Source organism: Nitrospirota bacterium, assembly GCA_040755395.1.
Classification (GTDB): domain Bacteria; phylum Nitrospirota; class Nitrospiria; order Nitrospirales; family Nitrospiraceae; genus DATLZU01.
Genome location: JBFMAX010000005.1, coordinates 23315 through 40192 on the forward strand (window position 1 = coordinate 23315; position 16878 = coordinate 40192).

Consider the following 16878-nt stretch of genomic DNA (forward strand, 5'->3'; position numbering starts at 1 on the left):
CCGGCTCCGTACCTTCTATCGTCTCAGATTGTTGGCGATCGCCATCATTTCATCGGCCGCCTGGATGGTCTTGGAATTGATCTCGTAACTGCGCTGGGCGATGATCATGTTGACCATTTCCTCCGCCAAATTGACGTTCGAACTCTCCAGGAAGCCTTGCTGGATCACCCCGAAGCCGGTTGAGAAGCCGCCAGTGCCCTGAATCGGCGGACCGGATGCGAAACTGTCAAGAAAGAGGTTGTTCCCCATGGCAATCAACGCGGACGGATTGTCGAAACGAACCATTTGGATCTGCCCGACCTGCGACGCTTGGGTAACGCCGGGCAACAGCACGGAGACCGTGCCGTCCTGAGCGATGTCGATTTTGAGGGCGCCGGACGGAATGGTGATGACCGGGTTGAGCAGGTCGCCGTCGCCCGTGACCAGGTTGCCGACATTATCCCGTTTGAACGACCCGTTGCGAGTGTACATGATGGTGCCGTCCGGCCTGGCCACCTGAAAAAAGCCCGGGCCGTCGATGGCCAGGTCCAATTCGTTGTTGGTCTGCCGCATGTTGCCCTGTATCCACTCTTTCGCCACCGTAACGGGTCTGACGCCGGCGCCGACCTGGACGCCCACGGGAAAGACGCCGACGTTCGACGCATTGGTGCCCGGCAGCCGGTGAATCTGGTAGAGCAGATCCGCGAACTCGGCACGGCTCCGCTTGAACGAGTTGGTATTCACGTTCGCCAGATTGTGGGCGATGGTGTCGACGTTCAGTTGCTGCGCGGTCATCCCGGTGGCCGCAGTCCACATGGCGCGAATCATCGTTTCCTCCTCAAAAAGGGCGCACGGCGGCGGGCACGAGGCTAGGAGAAATCTCCGCTTACTGCCTTCTTCTTTCGCCCATCGCCCCCGGCCCTTTACCTCTAACCCTTGCGTTATCCAGCTCGTCCGACATCTTGGATCGCCACTTCCGTGATCCGATCAAAGGTCCGAATCAGCTTTTGAGCCGCCTCATAGACCCTCATCCCTTGAATCATCTTGACCATCTCTCCGATCGCGTTCACGTTTGATTCCTCGATGTAGCCGGCCTGGATCTGCGGATTCTTCATCAGTTCGGCCTTCTCCCCGAAGAACAGTCCTTCAGCCACCTTCTCCGGCATAGCGTCGTCGGGGAATTTCATCACCTTGAGTGTGGCAACCGTCCGGCCGTCGACCTGAATCGTCCCTTGACCGGTGATCTGGATCGTGCCCGGCGGAATCCTGATCTCTCCCTTCAGCCCCATGACCGGATAACCAAGATTCGTAACCAACCGTCGCTGGTGATCCAGCGAGAACATTCCGTTGCGCGTGTACCGCGGACCCTGCGGCGTTTTGATTTCGAAAAACCCGTCACCTTGGATGGCCACATCCAAGGGGTTGCCGGTCATGCGCACCCGGCCCGACTCGAACGCGGTCTTCACCCTGTGCGGCGCGGAGAACACCCGTTCCGACCCTCCGGTCGGTCGCGCCGTGATCATGTTCGCGATGAAGGTGGTGAGCCCTACTTGAGGAGCCGGACCGCTCATGCGCCGGGTGAACACTGCCTGAAAGGCCTGCTCGTCCTGCTTAAACCCAGCCGTGTTGACGTTGGCGATGTTGTTGGCAAGGAGCTGCATGCGCCGTTCTTCAGCCAGTGCGCCGGAGAGAATGGGATAAATGCCTCGATTCATCGTCTGGCTCCCTGAGTAGGCGTGAGCGTCAGCCGAAAGGACTCGCAACATGCATGCCACCGTTTTCCGTTGACCGTTGTCAGTTCTCCGCTAACCGTAAACGGAGAACTGACAATGGCTTACAGATTCCATTCACCGTTTTTCATTGACCGTTCATTGCCATTGGGGGACGGGAAACGTAGAACGGTTCACGGTGCTAGGCAGGGCTTGCCGCGATAGGGAAAAAGGTTCCGGTCCACCGCTCACGGGCCATCGCCGCGCCCGGCTCCGTGACGGATGCCTGACGAACGAGAACGGCCCGATCCGATGAGCGATGATGCGGCAGAGCCCCGAGGCCTGGCGAAAGATTAGCGCCCGTCGACGGCCGACAGGGAGACCGGCGTAGACGCCGATGCCGGTTCAACCTCGGAGAGGGAGAAGTGAATCGACTGCTCTTGGGCCTTGGCGATCGACAGGGCGCGCAAGGCCACGTCGATCAACCTATCGCGATCCGTTGCGTTGTTGGGATAGAGCGCGACCCCCATGCGGCACGAGAGCAATAGCTCATGTCCCTCGAGCGTCAACGGCAACCCGACGATCTCTTGCATTCGCCTGGCAAGAGGCAGGATTTCATCCGCGGAGACGAGGTTCTCCAACACCACGCCGAACTGATCCGGCATCAGCCGGGCGATCGTGTCCGTGGAACGCAATGCGCTTTTCAGCCGTGCAGCCTGCACCCGGATCACCATATCGCTGCCGGCCCGCCCTTGGCTTTCCGCGACGACTGTGAAATGCTCCAATTGCACGATCAGGACCGCGACCGTTCGCCCTGTCCGTTCCGCACGGGTCAGCGCCCGACCGAGCAGCGAGAGAAAAAGCCGACGGGTCGGCAGGCCGGTCAGCGGATCGTAGACCGAATACATCTCCTTCTGCTTGCCGGGAGCCTGTTTCCGTCGAAGATGTTGCCTCCGCCATCTCTCGACCGCCAGGTAGGTGAACCCGACCACACACACCACGAAAAGCAACGGCCCAAGGAACGGATACGGAGCTGGGTCGGGAAGGCGAATCCACTCGAAGGCGGCCGCAGGCGAGACGGAGACGAGCAACTCGGTCAGGAAGACCATCACGACACGCACGAGGCCCGCTGGGTGTTGGGCGACCATACCGTGATCTACACGTGCGCCATGCACGCGTTTGGCGGATGCCACCGCTCTTATCGGATGAACGATGCGCCAACTGAAGCTTCATAATTCGGAATTCCCCGGCCTGCGGGGGCCCCCAAAAGGAACGAGCAGAAATGAACGTCAACGGATACTGACGACCGTGTGCGGGCAAGAGGCACGGGGCTCGGGGCAAGGGGGAAGAGACTCAGACCTCTATGGGCCTCGCGCCTCGTTTCTCCACAGCATCCTGGAGCGATCAGGACCTCAGTGTCATCTGCAGAGCAATAAGCTCGCTCCGAGCAGTGACGGCTGTCTCCGCAGCAGTGCAGGGTGGGACTACTCAGAAGCGTTGAGCTGTGCTTTCAGACGCATGACGGCTTTGGTGTGAATCTGGCACACGCGAGATTCCGTGACATTCAGCACGTGACCGATCTCTTTCATCGTCAGTTCTTCGTAGTAGTAGAGCGTCAACACCAATCGTTCCTTCTCCGGCAGTTGATTGATGGTGTTCGCCAGGCGTACACGCTTCCGCTCGTTCACAATATTCGAGAGGGGATCGGGATGCTGCGTGTCGGCCAACATCGTGAGGATCTTGTGACCGCCCGATTCCTCGACACCCAGATCGTCGAGACTGATCACCATTGCGCCCTGCGCACGGGTCAAAAAGTCTTCGAATTCCGGCACGGACAGTCCCAGGGCCTTCGCCAGCTCCTCATCGGACGGCATCCGGCCCAAGCGGTGCATGAGATCGGTGGTTGTCTTCTGCAAGAGGCCGATGCGTTCGTGCACCGATCTGGGGATCCAATCCATCGACCGGATCTCATCGAGCATGGCCCCGCGAATGCGAAACTCCGCGTAGGTCTTGAACCTCGCTTCCCGCGTCGGATCGTACTTCGTGATCGCGTCCATCAGGCCGATGATGCCGGCCGAGACGAGGTCTTCTGCATCTAAATATGCTGGAAGCCGGAAAGCCAACCGATGAGCCATTATTTTGATAATGGGCGTGAACTCGCGGATGATCCGTTCGCGGGATTCCTCGCCCATGGCGCCCTGCTCGAGAGGCTTCCGCATCGCAAGTTTATTGGCCACACGCATACCTGTTTTCGTGAAAAGGTCTCTTGTTCCGATTACTGCTGCCTCACTAACCGCTGCCACAGAAACTGCACGCTGCCCTTGGGCACCAGCGACGGCGTCCACTGAGCGACGAGGTTACCCAGCCGTAGAAATTCCCGACTGGCCGGCGAGTGAGGATAGAGGTCCACCACCGCCCGCTGCTGGCTCACAGCCATCGGCACATAGTCGTCAGCCGGAATGAACCCGAGAGAGTCGACGGACACGTTCAGAAAGCGATCAGTCGCCATGACCAACTTGCGGAAGACTTCTGCCGCGTCGCGCTGACTCTTGGCCATATTCACAAGCACCCGGAAACGCCGCTCGCGATATCGGGTCGACAACACCTTCATGACGGCGTAGGCGTCGGTCAGCGAAGTCGGCTCCGGCGACAGGACCACGATGATCTCCTGCGCTCCCACCGCGAAAAATGTCACGTTGGCCGAGATGCCGGCTCCGGTGTCGATCAGCAGCAGGTCCACCGACTGCGCCAGCCGGTCGAGTTCGTCCTGCAGAATGACCTGTTGTTCCTGCGTCAGGGCCGTAAGCTGAGGGATGCCGGAACTGGCGGGCAGGATGCCGATGCCACCGGGACCGGTCAGGAGGATATCCGACAGGCGTTTGTCCCCTCGAAGCACATGCTCCAGCGTGAACTGCGGCACAAGCCCCAGCAGCACATCGATATTGCCCAGTCCCAAGTCCGCATCCATCACCAGAACCTTCTTGCCGGCCTTCGCCAGCGCGAGCGCGAGATTCACCACGACGTTCGTCTTGCCGACCCCTCCTTTCCCGCTGGTCACGGTAATCACCTGCACCTGCGAAAGGCACGGAACCGCCAGGCATCCGCTCGCTCCCCGGTCCATCACCACCCCATCCATTCGAGTCCTCCTTCATCACCGCCTGCCATCGCCGGTCACTGCGCCCGGCGGGGTCGATGACCCGTCGTTTCCGCCACGTTGCGCTGTTCCGTTCGAGTGTGGCCCAACGGTTTCAACGGCAGCCCCAGCAGCAGGTCTGCCAGCCGCTCCGGCGAGGCCACTTCCAGATCTTCCGGCACCCGCTGGCCCGTACTGAAATAGGAGAGCGGAAGCCCCGTTTGCAGCATGGTCTCGAAAATGCCGCCGAAGCCCGTTGTCTCATCCAACTTGGTGAAGAGCAACCGGTTGATGGGCAATCCCGCGTACCGGGCGAGCGTCGAGAGCAGGTCGCGTTCGCGCGTCGTCGCCGAGAGCACCAGATGCGTCTCCAACGGACGGCCGGTCGTCACGAGCTCTTTCAGTTCGTCCAACCCCTCGGCGTCCATCGGGCTCCGCCCGCCGGTGTCGATGAGAATCAGTTCCGAACTCTGCCGGCGGCGGATACTTTCCAACACCTCTTGTCTGGTGAGCGCGATATCTAGAGGTACGCCTAGGAGATTCGCATAGGTCCGCAACTGCTCGACGGCGGCCACGCGGTAGGTATCCAACGTAATCAGCGAGACCGATCGTTTCTCGTCCACGCGGTAGTGCGCCGCGAGTTTGGCGATCGTGGTCGTCTTGCCGACGCCGGTCGCGCCGAAGAAGAGCACAGTCTTGGTCTCGTCGCCGGGACCCAGGAGCGGTCCGCCGACTTTGATGAGTTTGGTCACAGTGCGGCGGAGGACATGACGCAACGCGGCCGGTGATTGTCGATCCACCGGCTGTAAACCGGACTGAATATCCTTCAGCAATGTGTAGGCTGTGGGCGGCTGTACTCCTTGGGCGACGAGCTCCCGATACAGCGTCGTGTCGGCTGTGGACGGATCTTCCGACGAATCGACGGCCGGTCTCGGCATTGCTGAGCCGACTTGGGCGTGCAGACTCCGCAGCTCGGCCTTAATCTGCTCGAGCTGCTTTCGCAGTTCCTGTTCCACCCTGCTTTCCGCACAGTGCCGCTCGTCTCGCTGCGCCGGACCAATCGTCGAGCTTTTGTCCCGATAGGCCGATCTCATGGCCCCGCGGAGCGCGTTGTGGAACTCCGATTCCTGCGCCGCCGGTTTGGTTTCACTCGCTTGGCGCGAAGCACTGGGCGCTGGCGCGGGTTTGGCGGTCGAGGCATGGCCTGCATCACGGTCGGTCGCCGCCGTCACTTCGATGACAGAACGGCTGAACAAGCCGAAGATGTGCCCCCCTTTGCGAACCTGTTTGGTGGAGAGGATGACGGCATCGGGTCCCAGCTCTTCCTTGATGGACCTGATGGCATCCTGCATGGTCAAGGCTTGATAAGTCTTGATTTTCATTGTCTAGACGCCCTCAAGTTCAATCCGCACGGTTTCCATCGCATGGAGTTTGGCCACGCCGTCGATCTCGTTGATGGCCAACACTGGCACGGAGTGCAGGATCCGCTCCGTCAGTTTCCGCACATGCCGCCGAATCGCCGACGAACACAAAATGACCGGCTGCCGCCCGGTCGCCGCGATCCGCTCGGCCGCCTGCCTCAACGCATTCAACAATTTCTGCGAGATCGCAGGGTCGAGCTCAAAAGGGGCGCCCGCCGGAAATGCAGCCGCCTGTTCCACAAGTGCGCGATCGAGACGCGGATCCAGGCTGACAACCGTCAACGTGCCGTCGGGCGTCTGGTATTGGCGGGTGATTGTGCGTGCCAGCGCGTGACGCGCCGCTTCCGTCAACACCTCGGGATCCTTTGTCGAGCCAGCGTGATCAGCTACGGCCTCTAGAATGGTTCGCAGATCGCGGATCGGAACGCCCTCGCGCAGCAGGTTCCCGAAAATCCGCGCCAGAGTGCCCACTGACACCATGGACGGCACGACTTCTTCGACCAACTTGGGATGGACCCTGGCCAGTTCGTCGAGTAGCGCCTGGGTTTCCTGCCGCCCGAGCAGTTCATGTGCGTGGCGTTTGATGAGTTCCGACAAGTGGGTCGCGATCGCGGCACTTGCATCCACGACCGTGTAGCCGGCCAATTGAGCCTGCTCGCGCGCCTGCTCCGGTATCCACAAGGCCGGCAGCCCGAACGCGGGCTCTTTCGTCGCAATGCCCTGCAAGAGGCCCTTTTGGACCGTGCCCGGATCGATGGCGAGCACGTGGGACGGCAACACTTCCGCCTTGGCCAGTTCCGCGCCTTTGAGCAGGATCGCATACTCGTTCGGACGTAGTTGCAGGTTGTCGCGGATATGGATGGGAGGAATGACGAATCCCAAGCTTTCGGCGATCTGGCGCCGGAGCGCCTTGATGCGTTCCAGCAACGTCCCCGCGCGGTTCCCCTCCACGAGACTGATCAGACCGTACCCCACCTGAATTTCCATCGGGTCTGGCGGCGTGACACGCGGCATGGGATCCTCTGCCTGGCCCGGGAGGGCGGCCGCAGCCGGAGCTTCCCGTTCCGCCTTTTCGCGCCGGAACAGCTCATAGGCCAGCCAAGCCACACCGCCGCCCAATGCAAGAAAGGCGAAGTGGGGCAGGCCAGGAATCATACCGAGCGCGAGCAGAATGCCGGCGGCCGTGCCGATGGCCTTCGGCGAGATTAAAACCTGCCTGGTGATTTCCAATCCCAAGTCGGCATCCGCCGCGGCCCGTGTCACGACGACGCCCGCAGCGGTCGACACGATCAGCGCGGGCACCTGAGCAACCAGACCCTCGCCCACGGTCAACAGCGTATAGGTCTGCGCAGCCGCCGACAGCGTCATGCCCTGCTGCAGAACCCCGATGACCAATCCGCCGATAATGTTCACAAAAATAATGATGACGGCCGCGATGGCATCGCCGCGGACGAACTTGCTGGCGCCGTCCATTGCGCCGTAAAAATCCGCCTCTTCGGCGACCTGTTGCCGTCGCCGCCTGGCTTCTGCCTCGTTGATCAGACCCGCATTGAGATCGGCGTCGATGCTCATCTGCTTGCCGGGCATGGCGTCCAAGGTGAACCGCGCTGCCACTTCCGCGACACGCCCGGCACCTTTCGTGACCACAACGAAGTTGATAATCACCAAAATCGTGAAGACGACCAGGCCGACCGTGTAGCTACCCCCGACCACGAAATTGCCGAAGGCCCGAATCACTTCGCCTGCAGCCGCCGCCCCTTCGTAGCCGTGCAACAGAATAAGTCTCGTGGATGCAATGTTGAGCGAGAGGCGAAGCAGGGTGACCATCAAGAGAACGGACGGGAAAACGGAGAACTCGAGCGGTTTGCGCACCTGCATCCCGACGAGCAGAATGATGACCGAGAGCGTGATGTTGAAGCTGAGTAGCATGTCCAGAACGAAGCGGGGCAGCGGGAGGAGCATGATCATCAGCACGCCAACCACACCGACGGACATGAGAAGGTCCGGGTGTTTGACAATCGCCTTGTCAGCCATGGGGTGGGAATGGATGCTCACTGCTCACTCCCCACTCGCGGCAAGATGCCGCGCGCCCGGTACACGAAGGCGAGGATCTCGGCAACCGCGCGATAGAGGTCCGCGGGGATTTCGCGGCCGACCTCGACGAGCTTGTACAGCGTACGGGCGACGAACGCGTTTTCAACGATGGCCACGCCATGCTCCCGAGCCGCCTGAACGATCCGTTCAGCCACATAGCCTGCGCCCTTCGCAACAACGATCGGAGCCGCCATCTTGGCCTGGTCGTACTTCAAGGCCACCGCATAGTGCGTCGGGTTCCGCACGACCACATCGGCGCTCGGCACCGCAGCGAGCATCCGCTTCTTGGCCATCTCGCGCTGAACGCTCCTGACTCGCGCGCGGATCATCGGCTCACCCTCCGCATCACGCTGTTCTTCCTTGACTTCCTGTTTGGTCATACGCAGACTGCGTTCCCACTCGAAGCGCTGGTACACATAGTCCGCAGCGGCGACACCGGCCATGGCGAAGGTGATTGCAGCGGCGGCTCTGAACGTCAGCCATCCGATGATCGCGAGCGCGCCCTCCAGGTCGTACTGCACCAGTTCGGGCAGGAGGCCCAGGTCTTTGTACACGGCGAGAAAGCCGACGCCGCCGATGGCGGCGACTTTCAACAGCGACTTAATCAGTTCGGCGGCCGACCGAAGCGACACCATCCGCTTCAACCCGTTCAAAGGACTGAGCCGGCCCAGCTCGAACCGCACGGCCTCAGGACGCCAGAGGAATCCGGTCTGAAGCAGCGACGAGCCAACGCTGACCACGGCCACACCCACCACCAACGGCAGGACCACCAACAGCGCGTCGGGCCCCATCTGCGTCACGATCTCGTGGAAGCGGGCCACGGTGAATGGGTTGCGGGAAGCTTGACGGACTGTTGAGGAGAGCCATTCGCGGGTGAGCCAAGTCAGTTTGTTGAGCGCCGGGACGAGCAGGAAATACAGGATGCCGATCCCGCCGAGGAGGACCGCGGCTGTCGAGACGTCTCGGCTGACGGCCACCTGGCCTTTCTTTCTGGCCTCGGCCTTTCGTTTTGGGGTCGCCTGCTCGGTCCGGTTTCCACCGTGGTCAGCCATGCCCAAGTACCCCCAGCAGCCCGTTGATTGCTTCGAGGAGTCGTCCGAACTCGGCCTGATACAACTCTTGCGCGTACGGCAGCGCGATCCCCATCACCAGCAGTCCGCAACCGATGGTGACGGGAAAACTCAATACGAACACGTTCATTTGGGCGACGGCCCGTCCCAAAATCCCCAGCATGACATTCACCAGAATGCTCGCGGCGAGCACCGGGGCCGCCACCTTGAGCGCCACCACGAACATGCCGTGCGTAAGGTGCAGCACGTCTTCAACCAAATCCGATGTGAGGCTGGCCCCGAACGGGCGAATCATTTCGAAGCTGTCCGCCACGGCGCGCACGAGCAGAAAGTGCGCATTAAGCGAGAGGAAGGTCATCGAAGCGACGATCACCTGGAAGTGGCTCACCAGCGGCGTCTGGTGCGACGAGAAGGGGTCCAGCAACTGCACGATGCCGAACCCCATTTGAGCACCCATTACCTCGCCGGCGATCTCCAGCGACGAAAATAGCAGGCGGACGGCCAAACCGATCATCAACCCGATCGCCAATTCGCTGACAACGCCTGCGGTCAGCAAAAGCGGATCGGCCGGCACATGGGGCGGATGGACGTTGGGCACGAGCACCAGCCCAATGACGACCGCTATTGCGATTTTGATGTGTGCAGGGATGTTCCGGCTGCCGAGAATCGGCAGCGCGGCCATGATGCCACCCACCCGGAACAAAACGACAAGAAAGGTCTGAAACTCAGGAATTGTCAGATGGATCGCGGTCGAGGTCATTGAGCTGTCTCAGTGCACGTACTGCGGAATGTTCGTGAGCAAGGTCGTGGTGAACGTAATCATGGTGCCGAGCATCCAGGGAAGGAACAACAGAGTCGCCACAAAGATGGCTACGATCTTGGGCACGAACGTCAGCGTTGCCTCGTTGATCTGAGTCATCGCCTGAAACATGCTGACCAGCAGGCCAATCACGAGGCTCAGCCCCAACATGGGAGCCGAGACCACTATCGTGGTCTCCAGAGCTTGTCTTCCGATTTCTGTCACCAGATCCGGAGTCATGGCTTCGTCGCTCGTCTTTTGTGAAGCGTCGTTCGTCTAAATCTCCGCGAGGTCCGCTTCATGCCTCCCATATATTGGTGTTAGTAAAAACTTCGGACCATCGATCCCACGACCAGGTACCAGCCGTCGGCCAGCACAAATAAAATCAGCTTGAAGGGCAACGAAATCACGATCGGCGGAAGCAGCATCATGCCCATAGACATCAGGACGCTGGCCACGACCATATCGACGATGAGAAAGGGAATGTAGATAAGAAATCCGATCTGAAAAGCCGTGCGCAACTCACTGAGCATAAAGGCCGGGATCACGAGGTGAGTCGGGACCTGATCCGGCGAGGCCGGTCTCCCCATCTTGGCCAGCTCGACAAACAGCTCCAGATCTTTCTCACGAACCTGCTGAAGCATGAACCTCCGAATGGGCTCAAAACCGCGCGTCCAGGCCTCCTCATAGCTGATCTGCTCGGCGATGAGCGGTTGCACGGCATCGTCGTAAACCCTCTGTCCCACCGGCGCCATGATGAAGACCGTGAGGAACAGTGCCAAACTGATCAGCACCTGATTGGGCGGCACTTGCTGCGTACCCAAGGCTTGTCGCAGGAAGGACAGCACAATGACGATGCGTGTGAAGGACGTCGCCATGATGAGCAAGGCCGGTGCGAGCGACAACACGGTCAGCAGCGCCAGGATTTGGATCACGACTGCTGTGTGCTTCGGCCCAATTCCCCTGCCGAGATCGATCGTGATCGATGGTCCCTCCGCAAGCGCCAGCGCCGGGTCAACACCGACACACGCCGCCGACACGACACCCACGAGAGTCAGTGCCGCGACGGCGCGGCGCGGGAAAGTCCGTGCAATCCATTCTCTAAAGCGACCCTTACCCTCGGCCATGCTCGTCTGTCCCTTCGGCCTGCGCTTTGTCCGACTTGCCACATGAGGCCCGCACCCATGCCCTGATCGAGGCCATGGCGGACATCGCGCCCGGCTGACCTGGCATGGTCTGTCCGATCACGCCGACGGCCGAACGCTGGGAGACAATCCGCTTGACCTGCTCGGGATCGGTAATGCGGCCCAGGGGCACGAGATCGTTCGGCGTGGTCCCGACGATCAGGAGCTCCCCGCCGACGGCTACGACCGCGATGGTCTTGCGTGGTCCGAGGTATCCCGTTCCCAGAACCTGAATTAACGGTGGGCCGCACGGCGCGAGAATCCGGCTGCCAAGCAGCCTTCGCGCGACGGCGGCAAAAACCGCCATCAGGGCCAGAACGATCACCAGCGACGAAATCGTCCGTACGAGGTTTTCTCCGAAATCCATTTCGCTCCTTGTGTGGAAAAGGCTCGCGGCCGCAGACTTGGAGATGAATTGGGCTTTCGCGTCGTGTCCCCAGCCGGTTGTTACGTCAATTGGTGGATCCGCTCCGCTGCGCTCACGACATCTGTCAAACGAACGCCGAATTTTTCGTTCACGACGACCACCTCGCCCTTGGCGACTAGCTTATTGTTGACGAGCACCTCCATCGGTTCGCCCGCCAGCTTGTTCAATTCGATCACGGATCCCAGACCCAATTGCAGCAAGTCCCGGATCGCCATTCTCGCGGCGCCGATTTGCACCGTCACCTGCACTGGAATGTCGAGGATCAAATCCAAGTTCTTGGCCGCCGCCGGCGAGCCTGTATTGTCCAGCGCCGGAAACGACGCCGGTTGCGGGGCTGTCGCCTGGCCTCCCGTGGAGGCGCCGCCCGTCATCGGATTGGTGTCGGCCTGTGTCATTTTGATTTTCTCCTTACTCGGATGGACCGCTCACGACAGCACTTCGGTGATACGGCAGGCCTGGTTGCCTCTGGAGACGCCAGGGGCCGCGTGAAATTTCGGGATGTTTTCAACGAAACACACCACCGGATCGCCGGGATGTTGGTCGAGCACGAGCACGTCGCCTGGGGCAAAGTTCAGGACGTCCCGAAGTTGCACAGTCGCCGTCCCGAGCCTCGCGGTGATGGTCAGCGGGCACTCCTGCAATCTGTCTTTGAATCGGCTGGCCCAACTGCCGTCCTGATTCACATGATCGGAGATGAGCCCCGAATAGAGCTTCTCCTTAATTGGCTCGAGCATCGAATAGGGATACACGACGAAGAAGTCCCTGGCCGCTTCGCCGATCAGCACCTGGAGCGTCACTACGACCACGATCTCGGACACCGATACCACCATGGCAAATTGCGGATTGCTCTCCGAACGCACGTGTTGGACCGTGACGGGCATCAGCGCTTGCCACGCCTTTTCCAGATCGGAGAACGCCTGCAGCACAATCTTCTTGATCACACGCATCTGAATCGGCGTGAAGTCGCGCCCCTCCGGTTTCACGTATGTCTGTCCCCTGCCGCCGAAGAAGTAATCCACGATCAAATAAACGAGCATCGCGTCCATGACGTAGAGTCCGTTGCCGCGCAGCGGATCCATGCGAAAAACGCTCAGAGACGACGGGAGCGGTACTTTCTTGAGGAACTCGCCGAACTTCATGATCTGAGTCCCGACGACACTGAACTCCACGGACACCCGAAGTAGGCTTCCCCAGGAGATTGACTGCCGGCGACTGAACCGGTTGTTGATCATCTCGAGCGTCGGCATCCGCCCTCGGATGATCCGCTCCTGATTGACCAAGTCGTATGTCTTGACAGCGCCCGCGTCCTCTTCCTTGGGCGTCGTATCCACTTCGCCGGACACGACCCCTCTCAACAGGGCATCGACTTCCTCCTGCGACAGAATCTTGTCCATCGGCGGCAGTCTCCGCTTCGCGCATGCGCCCGCTACTGGACGACGAAATCCGTGAAATACGCCGCCCGCACGCCCGGACGCGGCAGTAAATGATTCACGCGCTGGGTGATCTCGTCGCGAAGCTGGAATTTTCCCTGAGGGCTGCGGACGGTGGTGGAGTCTTTGCTCGTCAGCAGCACGAGGATCGAATCGCGGATGTGAGGCAACCGCGCCGCGATCTCCGCTCCGGCATCGGTCCGACTCAGCTCGAGCTTGATCGTGACTTTCAGATACCGGATCTCCGGCGAATCGGCCAGATTAACGATGAACGGTTCCAGATCGTAGATGGCGCCCGGCGCCTCAGACAGGGCGGTCGAGGCTTTGCCCACCGCGCCATCGTGCTCGTCGTTCTTGGCCGTCGAGGCGCCGGTCTTTTCGCCCTCGCCCGAATGGCCGCCGCTCAACTTCAAAAACGCAAACGCGCCGCCGAGGCCCACCAGCAGGGCCGCAAGGCCGATGACGATGACCAGTTTGACGGGAATGCCCGCGGGACCCGGCGCGAGGATTTTTTCTTCAACCGCTTCTGCCATAGGCACCTCCCATGAATAGGGCCTGTGTCAACAGCCAACACGAGGCCCGTGACAAATGATGGACCGTTACCCTCCCATGCGGGCTCGATCGCCCACCCGTCCGGTTCAAAGACAGCCGCCCAATCTCCAAAACGAGGTGCGTGCCTCAAGGCACATGCGGGCTCACTGTCCTGGCCTGTCCATCAGGGCGAGACAACCTGGCCCGACCGTCTCTCGCACGCGACGCCTTAGGCGGGCTGCAGCTTCCTCGGATCATAGGGCTGCCCGGACTTCAACACGCCGTAGGCCGTGGTCAGCCGCTGGCGCGCCAGCGCCACGACCGCACTCGTCTTCCCCCGGCGCCGGGCGATCCGCGCGTAGAACTGCTGGAGCGGCTTCGCCCCCGCACTCTTCATCCGCACCACCGTCTGGGCCCATGGCAAGAGCACCCGCCGGACCTCGCTCCGGCCATCGCGATTGATCCGGCCGAGCTGCCGGACCGCGCCACTCTGATAAATCGTCGGGGCCAAGGCGCCGTAGTTGGCCACGGCCTTCTGATCGTCAAACCGACGGGCCTCATCGAGCGCGCTGAGCACCACCCGGGCCCCCAGCGGCCCGATGGCTGGAATGCTCTCGAGCAGCGGACAGCGGGGGTCCTGGATCGCCACCACCCGCGCGGTGCGCGGCTGCTCCGCCGCCAGCAACGCCTCGATGCTGGCCATGTCCGTCTCAATGATCAGCCGCAACGGCGCACTCACCGGCAGCTGCGCCAGCTTCGCGGCCCAGGTTGGTCCCGCACAGAACTTCTCCGGCAACCGATGCCCTTCTTGGGACACGTCGCCCCGGATCGTATTGATCAGCGCGATGCGCTTGCTCGGCCGTTGCTGCCGCGCACTCACCAACTCCCGCAGCTCTCGGACGCGCCCCTCCACCACAGGCCCCGCGCGCGGGAGGATCCCCGCCCGCGCCAGTTCCGCGAGCTTCTTCGCATCCACCCGATCCGTCTGGCCCTGACTCTCGGTGATCCATTTCACGTCGTTCGGATGCACCACATACACCTGCACCTCGGGCATCCGCTTCAAGGTTTCGGCAATCCACTTCAACTGATTGCCGGCCTCAACGACGACCAGCTTCGCGCCGACTCCCACCTGTTGCCGCAGCGCCCGGAGTCCCGCTCGCGTCGCGGCCGCCGTGCCGGCATACACACAGCGCTTCCGCTCGTTGACCGCATAGCCCACCACGCTCTTGCCACTGATATCCAAGCCGACGTCCAACATCTGCTGCCCCCTTTCGTTGGTGGTGATCGCTCACCCCTGACAGTCGGACCTTCGTACCTCGACTGTCGACCAACGTAAAGGGGGCCCTATTCATAGAATCTCCTCAGGATGGGAATGTGTCGGCCGGTCATTGTGCAATGCATGTGCCCATGCAGAGCGACAAGCTTTCAGCGGCCCGATGCATGAAAGAGGCTTGAGAAACTGCGAGCTTCGATTACGACGCCGCACGAGGCCGCTGTGTCACCGGGACGGGTGACGCACCGGCTCGTTGACGGCGTCAGAAAGCTGACGTGGCGAGGCGTCGCCCGAACTGACGGAGAGCAGGCTTGATGGGAAAATCTTGCCGAGCAGGAAGAGGATGCAACGGGGAGCTATGAGCAGGACCTCCTGCACGGCGCCCGCGCGATGCTGCGGGCGCCGCCCGGAGAGAAGGAGCATTTAGCGCTTCAGGTTCACCAGTTCCTGGAGAATTTCGTCCGACGTCGTGATCACCCGCGAGTTCGCCTGGAAACCGCGCTGCGCGGCAATCATGTCGATGAAGCTTTCGCCGAGATCCACGTTGGACAGCTCCAGCGAATTGGAAAGGACCCGTCCCAAGCCGGCGCTATCCGGTGTACCGACGACAGGCTGGCCGGAATTGCCCGATTGCGCAAAGGTGTTCTTGCCGGTCCGGGTCAGCCCGAGCGGGTCCGGGAAACGCGCCAGCGCCACCTGGGCCAGGGCCCGCAACTGACCGTTGGAAAACCGGCCGTTGATCACACCGTTGGTGTCGACCGAGAAGGCCTGCAACGAGCCCGCCGCATGGCCATCCTGGGTCTGCTGGACCAACGCCGACTGTGACCCGAACTGCGTCGTGCCGTCCAGTCCCGTGCCGCTGTCCGTGGTGACGCTTGAGCCGAAGTTATAGGTGATCAATTGGTCCTGCGTCGCTCCGACAAAATCGATTTGGAGCCGACCCGGTACCGCCCCGGCCGACCCAGCGACCGTCCCGTCGTCATAGCGTCTGGCTACGCTTTCGGTATCCAGCCGCCCGTCCGTCGTAAAGGTCAGCGTGCCCGATCCGACACGCACGATCCCCAACGAGGTGTTGATGTTGGCGGCATTGTAGTTTGCCGTGACGATATCGCTGGTGCTGGCCACGACGTTATAGGTCCAGGTATTCGCACCAGTTTTCGTGAAATAGGTGGTCAAGAGATGAGGGTTGCCTAGTGAGTCATAGACCGTCATGGCCGTCGAAAAGTTCGAAGAGCCGGTCGGATCATTGATGCTAAAGCCCGTGGCGATCACCGATGACTGGGAATTGAGATTCGCCGCGATAAACGCCGTGGTCGTGGCGTTCGGCGGTGCGGTCGTTGAGGGCAGAGAGATATCCCCTATCGTACCGGTGATCACATTATTGGAGTTCGCCAAAAATCCCTGGAGCTTGAACCCGCTGGGATCGACGACGTTATTGTTCTTGTCCAGCCTGAATATCCCGGAGCGGGTGTAGAACGTGCCGCCTTGCGCGTCTTTAACGATGAAAAACCCATTCCCGTCGATGGCGAGGTCGAGCACGTTACTCGATGTGGCCAGCGACCCTTGCGAAAAGTTGCCCTGCACCGAAGTGAGCGCCACGCCGATGCCGGTCTGAATCGCGCCTGAGCCGCCGGAAATCGACGAGCTGATGAGGTCCGCAAAGGTGGCTCTGCTGGATTTGAACCCCACCGTGCTGAGGTTGGCGATGTTGTTCCCGATCACCGACAAGGCCGTGCCGTTGGCGTTGAGCCCGCTGACCCCGGCAAAGAGAGACGACAGAATACCCATGGTAATGACCTCCCCTTACGTTCGTTTGATACGTTCTCGT

The 16878-nt window shown here is 61.1% G+C and carries 17 protein-coding genes; all 17 read right to left on the reverse strand.

From position 1 onward, the window contains the following. Positions 1-15 precede the first annotated feature (15 nt). Positions 16-807, reverse strand: coding sequence for a flagellar basal-body rod protein FlgG (flgG, locus tag AB1555_09705; GenBank protein MEW6246972.1), 792 nt, complete (start codon positions 805-807; stop codon positions 16-18). A gap of 113 nt (positions 808-920) precedes the next feature. Further along, entirely contained in the window at positions 921-1694 is a 774-nt protein-coding gene (locus AB1555_09710; GenBank protein MEW6246973.1) for a flagellar hook-basal body protein, read from the reverse strand. 347 nt (positions 1695-2041) lie between these two features. Then, positions 2042-2836, reverse strand: coding sequence for a GGDEF domain-containing protein (locus tag AB1555_09715; GenBank protein ID MEW6246974.1), 795 nt, complete (start codon positions 2834-2836; stop codon positions 2042-2044). Between the two features lie 336 nt (positions 2837-3172). Then, a complete protein-coding gene (locus tag AB1555_09720) occupies positions 3173-3925 on the reverse strand; it encodes a FliA/WhiG family RNA polymerase sigma factor (protein ID MEW6246975.1) in 753 nt (250 codons plus the stop codon). A 38-nt stretch (positions 3926-3963) separates the two neighbouring features. Beyond that, complete coding sequence (locus AB1555_09725; protein ID MEW6246976.1) at positions 3964-4824, reverse strand: MinD/ParA family protein; 861 nt, start codon at positions 4822-4824, stop codon at positions 3964-3966. Positions 4825-4859: 35 nt separating this feature from the next. Beyond that, positions 4860-6203 (reverse strand): flagellar biosynthesis protein FlhF, encoded by a 1344-nt coding sequence (gene flhF, locus AB1555_09730; protein ID MEW6246977.1) that lies wholly within the window; start codon positions 6201-6203, stop codon positions 4860-4862. A gap of 3 nt (positions 6204-6206) precedes the next feature. Then, positions 6207-8297, reverse strand: coding sequence for a flagellar biosynthesis protein FlhA (gene flhA / locus AB1555_09735; GenBank protein MEW6246978.1), 2091 nt, complete (start codon positions 8295-8297; stop codon positions 6207-6209). Further along, entirely contained in the window at positions 8294-9388 is a 1095-nt protein-coding gene (flhB, locus tag AB1555_09740; GenBank protein MEW6246979.1) for a flagellar biosynthesis protein FlhB, read from the reverse strand. Before flhB ends, flhA begins: the two co-directional genes overlap by 4 nt. Beyond that, entirely contained in the window at positions 9381-10166 is a 786-nt protein-coding gene (gene fliR / locus AB1555_09745; protein MEW6246980.1) for a flagellar biosynthetic protein FliR, read from the reverse strand. Before fliR ends, flhB begins: the two co-directional genes overlap by 8 nt. 9 nt (positions 10167-10175) lie before the next feature. Beyond that, positions 10176-10445 carry a flagellar biosynthesis protein FliQ gene (gene fliQ / locus AB1555_09750; protein ID MEW6246981.1) on the reverse strand — a complete coding sequence of 90 codons (270 nt, stop codon included), beginning with the start codon at positions 10443-10445 and terminating at the stop codon, positions 10176-10178. 80 nt (positions 10446-10525) lie between these two features. Beyond that, complete coding sequence (gene fliP, locus AB1555_09755) at positions 10526-11332, reverse strand: flagellar type III secretion system pore protein FliP (GenBank protein ID MEW6246982.1); 807 nt, start codon at positions 11330-11332, stop codon at positions 10526-10528. Continuing rightward, a complete protein-coding gene (locus tag AB1555_09760; protein MEW6246983.1) occupies positions 11319-11756 on the reverse strand; it encodes a flagellar biosynthetic protein FliO in 438 nt (145 codons plus the stop codon). The genes fliP and AB1555_09760 overlap by 14 nt, the downstream gene beginning before the upstream one ends. Positions 11757-11836: 80 nt before the next feature. Further along, positions 11837-12211, reverse strand: coding sequence for a flagellar motor switch protein FliN (gene fliN, locus AB1555_09765; protein MEW6246984.1), 375 nt, complete (start codon positions 12209-12211; stop codon positions 11837-11839). 30 nt (positions 12212-12241) lie between these two features. Then, positions 12242-13210 carry a flagellar motor switch protein FliM gene (fliM, locus tag AB1555_09770; GenBank protein ID MEW6246985.1) on the reverse strand — a complete coding sequence of 323 codons (969 nt, stop codon included), beginning with the start codon at positions 13208-13210 and terminating at the stop codon, positions 12242-12244. A 32-nt stretch (positions 13211-13242) separates the two neighbouring features. Beyond that, the gene (locus tag AB1555_09775) at positions 13243-13779 is read right to left on the reverse strand and encodes a flagellar basal body-associated FliL family protein (protein ID MEW6246986.1); all 537 of its coding nucleotides are present in this window, start codon (positions 13777-13779) and stop codon (positions 13243-13245) included. 227 nt (positions 13780-14006) lie between these two features. Then, positions 14007-15035 (reverse strand): IS110 family transposase, encoded by a 1029-nt coding sequence (locus AB1555_09780; protein MEW6246987.1) that lies wholly within the window; start codon positions 15033-15035, stop codon positions 14007-14009. A gap of 438 nt (positions 15036-15473) precedes the next feature. Continuing rightward, positions 15474-16838: a flagellar hook protein FlgE gene (locus tag AB1555_09785; GenBank protein MEW6246988.1), complete on the reverse strand. Its 1365-nt coding sequence runs from the start codon at positions 16836-16838 to the stop codon at positions 15474-15476. Positions 16839-16878 lie beyond the last annotated feature (40 nt).